General features: G+C 62.2%; 7 protein-coding genes. 4 read left to right on the forward strand and 3 right to left on the reverse strand.

Going from position 1 to position 7548, the window contains the following annotated elements; genetic code table 11:
• Positions 1–35: 35 nt before the first annotated feature.
• Entirely contained in the window at positions 36–959 is a 924-nt protein-coding gene (locus OUZ52_RS12940) for a LysR family transcriptional regulator (protein ID WP_266158815.1), read from the forward strand.
• Positions 960–1110: 151 nt separating this feature from the next.
• Here OUZ52_RS12940 and hutG read toward each other — a convergent pair whose 3' ends face one another.
• Entirely contained in the window at positions 1111–2064 is a 954-nt protein-coding gene (gene hutG, locus OUZ52_RS12945) for a formimidoylglutamase (RefSeq protein WP_266158816.1), read from the reverse strand.
• A gap of 162 nt (positions 2065–2226) precedes the next feature.
• Between hutG and OUZ52_RS12950 the strand changes: the two genes are divergently transcribed.
• From OUZ52_RS12950 to hutI, 3 genes are read left to right on the forward strand one after another with little or no spacing between them, the layout of a single operon-like run.
• Entirely contained in the window at positions 2227–3903 is a 1677-nt protein-coding gene (locus OUZ52_RS12950) for a bifunctional GNAT family N-acetyltransferase/carbon-nitrogen hydrolase family protein (RefSeq protein WP_266158817.1), read from the forward strand.
• On the forward strand, positions 3876–5300 hold the full coding sequence (locus OUZ52_RS12955; RefSeq protein ID WP_266158818.1) for a chloride channel protein: 1425 nt from the start codon (positions 3876–3878) through the stop codon (positions 5298–5300). Before OUZ52_RS12950 ends, OUZ52_RS12955 begins: the two co-directional genes overlap by 28 nt.
• Positions 5301–5311: 11 nt before the next feature.
• On the forward strand, positions 5312–6568 hold the full coding sequence (gene hutI, locus OUZ52_RS12960; protein WP_266158819.1) for an imidazolonepropionase: 1257 nt from the start codon (positions 5312–5314) through the stop codon (positions 6566–6568).
• Positions 6569–6645: 77 nt separating this feature from the next.
• Here hutI and OUZ52_RS12965 read toward each other — a convergent pair whose 3' ends face one another.
• Both OUZ52_RS12965 and OUZ52_RS12970 read right to left on the reverse strand, forming a co-directional pair.
• Positions 6646–6807 (reverse strand): 30S ribosomal protein THX, encoded by a 162-nt coding sequence (locus OUZ52_RS12965; protein WP_266158821.1) that lies wholly within the window; start codon positions 6805–6807, stop codon positions 6646–6648.
• Between the two features lie 89 nt (positions 6808–6896).
• The coding region (locus OUZ52_RS12970) for a cation diffusion facilitator family transporter (RefSeq protein WP_266158822.1) at positions 6897–7548 on the reverse strand (652 nt) is incomplete at its 5' end.

Here is a 7548-nt window from a genome sequence, read left to right on the forward strand (position 1 = left end):
CTTTATTAAGAAATACTAATTAATGAGTGCCTGCCATGTCCGACGATTTCAGCCCCACGCTGCGTGCCTTTCGTTTGATTGCCCGCTACGGCAGCTTTACCCGGGCCGCCGCCGAGTTGGAGGTGACGGCTTCGGCATTGAGCCAAACCCTGCGCCAGCTCGAACAACGCGTCGGCGTGCGCCTGCTGCAACGAACCACGCGCAAAGTAGGTTTGACCGAAGCGGGCCAGATCTTCTTGCAACGGATCACCCCGGCCCTGGGCGAGATCGATGCGGCCATCGATGAGCTGCGCCAGCACGGCGGCCGCCCCACCGGCACGCTGCGCATCACCGTGCCGCAAGGCATTCTTGATTGGTTGATCACCCCGGCGCTTTCGGAATTCTTGCGCACCTGGCCGGAGCTGAAACTGGAAATCCATGCCGACAATCGCCTGGTCGACTTGGTCGCCGATGGCTTCGATGCCGGTATCCGCCTGGGCGAGCGATTGGCTCGCGACATGGTGGCCGTACCGCTGGGCGGCAAATTGCTTTCTATGGTGGTCGGCTCACCGGCGTATTTTGCCGAGCGTGGCCGACCGCAACATCCGCACGATTTACAGCAACACGCCTGCGTGCGCTTTCGCTATGCCAGCAGCGGGGTGATCTACCGCTGGGAATTTGCCCACCCTAGCGGACCATCCAAGGGCCAGTGGTTCGAGGTGGATGTCGATGGACCACTTACCACCAACGAACCTGGCATGGCATTACGCGCGGCACTCGACGGCGTGGCCTTGATGCATGCCACCGGGCCGATGGTGCACGACCTGATCGCCAGCGGCCAGCTGGAAACCGTACTGGATAGCTGGCTGCCGCCCTACGATGGTTTTTACCTGTATTACCCAAGCCGTTTTCAAGTGCCGCCGAAGCTGCGCGTGTTTGCCGATTTTCTGCGGCAACGACTGGCAAGCATGGGCAGATGAGCAAGCCCACAGATGCACCTATCGTCGGTTGAGGTGTACATGGCGGGCCCCAACACTTTGCCGCCCGGCTGATGTCGCTTGGTCTGTGGATGGTGTTTTTGTGAGGGGAGTTTGCTGGGGTTCGCTTTGCTCACCTCAACCGACGAGTGGGTCAAACCTCGTTCGCGCGCTGGATGGCATGCGTCACTCGATGGATCAAACGCGCAGCCACCCGTGCGGTGCTGTTATCCCGGTCAAACGGCGGCGACAACTCGGCGACATCCACCACGGCCACTTTGCCGGTGGCCGCTATCGCCGCCAGCAGCGGCTCGATGACTTCCATCGGCATGCCGCGTGCGCTGGGCGCGCTGACCCCGGGAGCCATCGCGGCAGGCAGCACGTCGAGACAGATGCTCAGGTAGATGACATCCACCGAATCCAGCCGCGACTGCATTTGCTCCAGCTGCTGCGACAAGCTGAGCAAGGTCAGCTCGTCGTCATGCCGGTAGTACACCGAGTGCGCGTCGGCGGTGTTGAACAGCTGGCGGGTATTGGCCGATGCACTGACCCCCAGGCAGAAATACTCCAGCGCCAATCCGTGCTGTGCCGCATGTTCGATCGCCTGCAGAAACGGCGTACCCGAACTGCCCTGCGCCTGCTTGCGCAAATCGAAGTGCGCGTCGAGGTTGATGATGGCTACGCGCGATGGATGACCCGCCTTTTGACCATGCAGCAGGTGCTGGGCCAAACCCTGATAGGTGGCGAAGGCAATTTCATGGCCGCCGCCCAAACCCACCGGAAGATGGCCAGCGTCGAGCAGCTGTGACATCTGCCCGGCATAACGCAGTTGCGCCCCCTCCAGATCACCATCAGTGCATGCCACGTTGCCCGCGTCGTAGAGCGGGGTTTCGTTCAAGACCGGTAAATTGGACAGCATCGAGCGCAATGCCACCGGCCCGGCTGCCGCTCCGACCCGTCCGCCATTCCGGCGAATGCCTTCGTCACAGGCGAAGCCGAGCATCGCCACGCCAGCCAATCCGTTGGCCGCAGCCGGCTGTACGACCTGATGCCAGCGACGGGCGTCGCCGGTGATGGATGGATCGATGCGCCCGCTCCAGCCGTCCATTACGCCACCACCCTAGCCAGCAGAAGGTCCGGGCCAATGCCGGGCGCAAAAGGATTACCAAGGGTATGGCGGATATGAGGCATGAGAGATTTCCTGCGGATTTCGCGCAGTGTAGCTGGCGGGATTTATCTCGACATCACCTGGCGTGCGGCATAATGCGGCATGGCCAAGAAGACGAACGAGCACACCCCCAAGCTGTTGGTGCGCCAGGCGACTCCCGCCGACGTGCCAGCCCTGGTCGAATTGACCGGCCGCGTCTACACCCCGGAATGGGGGCATTCGGCAGAAATGCTGCGCTCTCAGCAAACCCATTTCCGCGAGGGCCAGTTCGTCGTCGAATACGAGGGCCGGCTAGCCGGCTACTGCGCCACCTTCCGTATCGATGAAGCCACCGCGTTGGCACCGCATACCTGGATGCAGATCACCGGCGGCGGCATGGCCTCGCGGCATAAGCCCGATGGCAATTGGCTGTACGGCATGGAGGTGGTGGTTCATCCCGATTTTCGCGGCATGCGCATCGGCCAGCGGCTGTATCAGGCGCGCAAGCGCTTATGCACCGACCTCAAGCTGCGCGGCATCGTCTTTGGCGGGCGCATACCGGGACTGGCGAAAAACTTCTCGCGCTATGGCAGCGCCGAGGCCTATGTCCAGGCCGTGGTAGAGGGCAAGCGCCGCGATCAAACGCTGAGCTTTCAACTAAGCAATGAGTTCGAGTTGATCGGGCTGCTGCGCGGTTATGTGCAAGGAGACTATGAATCGCTCGGCTATGCCGCGCACCTGGTCTGGCGCAATCCGCGCTTGCTCAATCAACCGGATATTCCCTCGATCCCCTCGCCGCAGCGGTTGCCTGATTCGGTGCGGGTCGCTTCGGTGCAATACCTGCAACGGCGCATCAACTCGTTCGAGGAGTTCGCCACCCAGGTGGAATACTTCACCGATATCGCCGCCGACTACAGCGCTGACTTTGTGACTTTTCCCGAGTTGATTACGCTGCAGTTGCTGTCGATCGAGAACGAGGAGCTATCCCCGGTCGACTCGATTCGCATGCTTAGTCAGTACACGCCACAGGTCAAAGAACTCTTCAACCGGCTGGCCGTGCACTACAACATCAATATCATCGCCGGCTCGCACCCCACGGCGACGGAAGACGGCGAGATTCATAACGTCTGCTATGTGTGCTTGCGCGATGGTTCGATCCACGAGCGGGCCAAGATTCACCCGACGCCGAGCGAACGCACCACCTGGAATATCACCGGCGGCAACAGCGCCGCCACCGTGCAAACCGATTGTGGCCCGATCGGCGTGATGATTTGCTACGACTCGGAGTTTCCCGAAGTCGCCCGCCATCTCACCGATCAAGGGGCGTTGATTCTGTTCGTACCGTTCTGCACCGATGTGCGCGAGGGTTATTTGCGCGTGCGTTATTGCTCGCAGGCACGCGCCATCGAAAACCAGTGCTATGTCGTGCTTTCCGGCAATGTCGGTAATTTGCCGGGGGTGAACAATTTCGACATTCAATACGGACAAAGCTGCATCCTCACGCCTAGCGATTTTCCGTTTGCCCGTGACGGCATTGCCGCCGACTCCACTCCCAATATCGAAACCGTGCTGTTTGCCGACCTGCGCCTGGAAAACCTGGCACGCGCGCGCAACTCGGGTGCCGTGCAAAACCTGAAAGACCGTCGCTTTGATCTTTACGAAACCCGCTGGGCACGCAAGCCGGATAACAACGCAGGAGTGAAGTTGAACCACGTACCGAAGGTGACGGCAACGCCACCGCCTCCGGCACGCAGCAAGGATTACGGGAACGGATGCGTGGATCGGAGTGGCTGTCGCTGAGTCATTGGCGGCGACATATCTTGTTCTGGACCGGTGCCGTGCTGGTCGGTCTGGCAGCGGTGGGTTTCGCCCAGGCCGCCGACTATGTCTTTGGCCTGTTCTGCCGGGTCGTCGAACACAGCCGGTTCTGGCCGTTCTTGATCACCCCGATCACCTTCGCCCTGCTTGCCTGGCTGACCCAAGGTGCGCTCAAGCCGACGCGCGGCTCCGGTATTCCGCAGGCGATTGCCGCGCTGAAAGTCGAGGACGAAACCTTTCGCGGCAGCCTGCTTTCACTGCGCGTAGCCGCCGGCAAAATGGTGCTTACCCTGGCTGCGCTGCTAGGCGGCGCCTCGGTGGGCCGCGAAGGCCCCACCGTGCATGTCGGGGCCGGCCTGCTGTATACGCTAGGCCGTCGCTTTGGTTTTGCCGACCCAGCGGCGGCGGGCCGTTTTATTCTTGCCGGCTCGGCCGCCGGCCTCGCCGCGGCCTTCAATACCCCGCTGGCCGGGGTGATGTTTGCCATCGAAGAAATGAGCGGCACCTTTGAACACCGCATGAGCGGCTTGCTGCTCACCGCCGTGATCGTCGCTGGCGTGGTTTCCTTGGGCATCCTCGGCAACTACGCCTATTTCGGCCGGCTGGATATGGAGCTTGCCTTGGGCAAGGCCTGGTGGGCGGTGCTTGCCACCGGCCTGATCGGCGGCCTTGCCGGCGGCTTGTTTGCCCGGCTGATCCTGCCACACGATCGTGGGCTACGCGGCGTCATCGGCCGTTTGCGCGCGCGCCAGCCGGTCGTATTTGCCGCTGCCTGCGGCCTCGCGCTGGTCCTGCTTAGCCAGCTCACGCATACCGGTTTGTACGGCACCGGTTATGCGCAGGCGAAGATGATATTGGAAGGTCACAACGACACCATCAGCGCCTTCGGTGGGCTGAAATTTCTTGGCAATTTGGCGTCTTATTGGGCCGGCATTCCCGGCGGCATCTTTTCACCGGCCCTGGCGGTCGGCGCCGGGCTGGGTCAAAACATCAGCGCGCTGCTGCCGGGTACCAACCCCTCGGCCGTCGTGCTGCTGGCGATGGCCGCCTATTTGTCCGGCGTGACCCAGGCACCGTTGACCGCCACAGTGATTTCGATGGAATTGACCGCCAATCAGCAAATGGCACTGCCGATCATGGCGAGCTGCCTGCTGGCACGAGCGATATCGTCCCTGCTTTGCCGCAAACCGGTATACCGCGCGCTCGCCGACAAGCTGATCGAAAACTATACCCACGAGCTGGCGCGCCGCGCCGCGGACACCGAGAGTGCCCCGGCAAGCGTCACGCCCACCGTGGAAGATCTGGCCACCCCGGTGTCGGAGCATGACGCGCCGCCCGACGCATCCCCTCACGACAGCAGCGAGCACCAACCCACATGACGGCCTCCCTCATGACCGCTACTTCAGCACGCTGGGACCACCTGCTGCTGGATGCCACGCTGGCGACCTTCGCCAACGAGCAACCCTACGGCTTGCTCAGCGACGGCGCGATCGCCTTGCATGACGGACAGATCGCCTGGATCGGTCGCCGCGATGAACTGCCCGCGGATACCTCATCACTGGCTCGTCATGTGGAGCATCTCGGCGGCGCCCTGATAACCCCGGGGTTGATCGATTGCCACACCCACCTGGTCTTCGGTGGCGACCGTGCGCACGAATTCGACCTGCGCCTCAACGGCGCCAGCTACGAAGAGATCGCCCGTGCCGGTGGTGGCATCGTGTCCACCGTCAATGCGACCCGCGCGGCCGACGAAGAGGCTCTCTTCGAGCAATCGCTGCCGCGTGCCCGCGCCCTGCTGTCCGATGGCGTCACCACCATCGAGATCAAGTCGGGTTATGGCCTTAACCTGGAGAGCGAGCGCCGCATGCTGCGGGTGGCGCGGCGTATCGGCGTCGCCTTGAACATCACCGTGCGGACCACGTTTCTCGGCCTGCATGCATTACCGCCCGAATACAAAGAGCGCCGCGCCGACTATGTAACCCTGGTTTGTGACGAGATCCTGCCTACGCTCGCCGCCGAGGGTTTGGTCGACGCCGTCGACGCCTTTTGCGAAAACATCGGCTTCAGCCGCGAAGAAACCCGGCGTGTGTTCGAGCGCGCCACGGCGCTCGGCCTGCCGGTAAAACTGCATGCCGAGCAATTATCCGACCTGGATGGCGCCGCGCTGGTCGCCGAATATCACGGCCTGTCAGCGGATCATCTGGAGTACCTGAGCGAGTCCGGTGCGCAGGCAATGGCCGCCGCCGGCACGGTCGCCGTACTACTGCCGGGTGCGTTCTATGCGTTGCGGGAAACCAAATTGCCGCCGATCGAACTGTTGCGCAAACACGGCGTCGCCACGGCGCTCGCCACCGACTGTAACCCCGGCACCTCGCCGCTGCTGTCATTGCGCATGGCAATGGGCATGGCCTGCACGCTGTTTCGCCTGACCCCGGAAGAAGCGCTGCGCGGCGCCACCGTGCATGCGGCCAAGGCGCTGGGCTTGAACGATCGCGGCACGCTGGAAGTCGGCAAGCGTGCAGACCTGGCAATCTGGCACGTCCGTCATCCTGCGCAATTGTGCTATTGGATCGGTGGGTCGCTGTGTCGACAGACCTTGCTGGCAGCGCGAACGGGTTCGCTCCATGGCGGCAAAACCTGCGTCTAGCGGGCCGCCCGAAAAGCCTTAAGCCACAAAAAACCCCGCCAGGCGGGGTTTTTTGTCATACCGGAGAAAATCAGCGATTAAGCGGACTTTTTCTTCGGCGCGACTTTCTTGGCTGCGGCAGGCTTGGTCACCGTTTCCTTGGCGCCAACGACAGCAGGCTGTGCACCATGCACACGGCTGTTGCCATAGCTGCCACGGTAAGTCTTGCCGCGACGGGTCTTGCGATCGCCCTTGCCCATGGGAGAACTCCTTAATATTCGTGAGATGAACGGCCGATCATCGTAGCAGCGCCGGCCTAAAGCGCAAAGCGGGAGCCTAAGAATCCGGCTTAATGACGATGCCCGGCGCAGCCATTGGCCGGGTCAGGGCAAACGCCCGGGTCGATCTGTACCGTGACGTGCTGGATCCCAAAGCGGTCGTTCAACAGCTGCTGGATGGCCTGCAAGGCCTGCGCGCTGTCACCGTGCTCATGCAATTCAGCGTGCAAGGTGGCCATGCGCGAACCCGACGCCAACTGCCAGACATGCAGATGATGGACGTCGCGGATCGAGGCATCGGCGCTGCGCAACGCCTTGGTGACCTCGGCGGTATCCATGCCTTCGGGCACACCTTCCAACAAGATGTGCGCCGAGCGCCGCAGCAATCGCCATGCGCTGTTCAGTATCAACAACGAGACCAGCAACGAAAGCACCGGATCGGCCCATAGCCAACCCATCCAGCGCACCGCCAGCGCGGCCAGCACGGCAGCCACTGAGCCCAACAGATCACCCAGCACATGCAAGGTGGCGCCGGCTACATTGACGTCATCGTGCGCGTGGCCGTGCAAGATTCGCAGTACCAGCAGATTCACCAGCAAGCCGATCAGCGCAACCACGAACATCACGCCCGACAAAATCGGGCTGGGATTGAACAAGCGATCGATGGCCTCGTAGGCAATGAAGCCGACCAGGGCGAACTGCGTCAGCGCATTGACGAAACCC

This window comes from Dyella silvatica, from assembly GCF_026283955.1.
Lineage (GTDB): Bacteria > Pseudomonadota > Gammaproteobacteria > Xanthomonadales > Rhodanobacteraceae > Dyella_C > Dyella_C silvatica.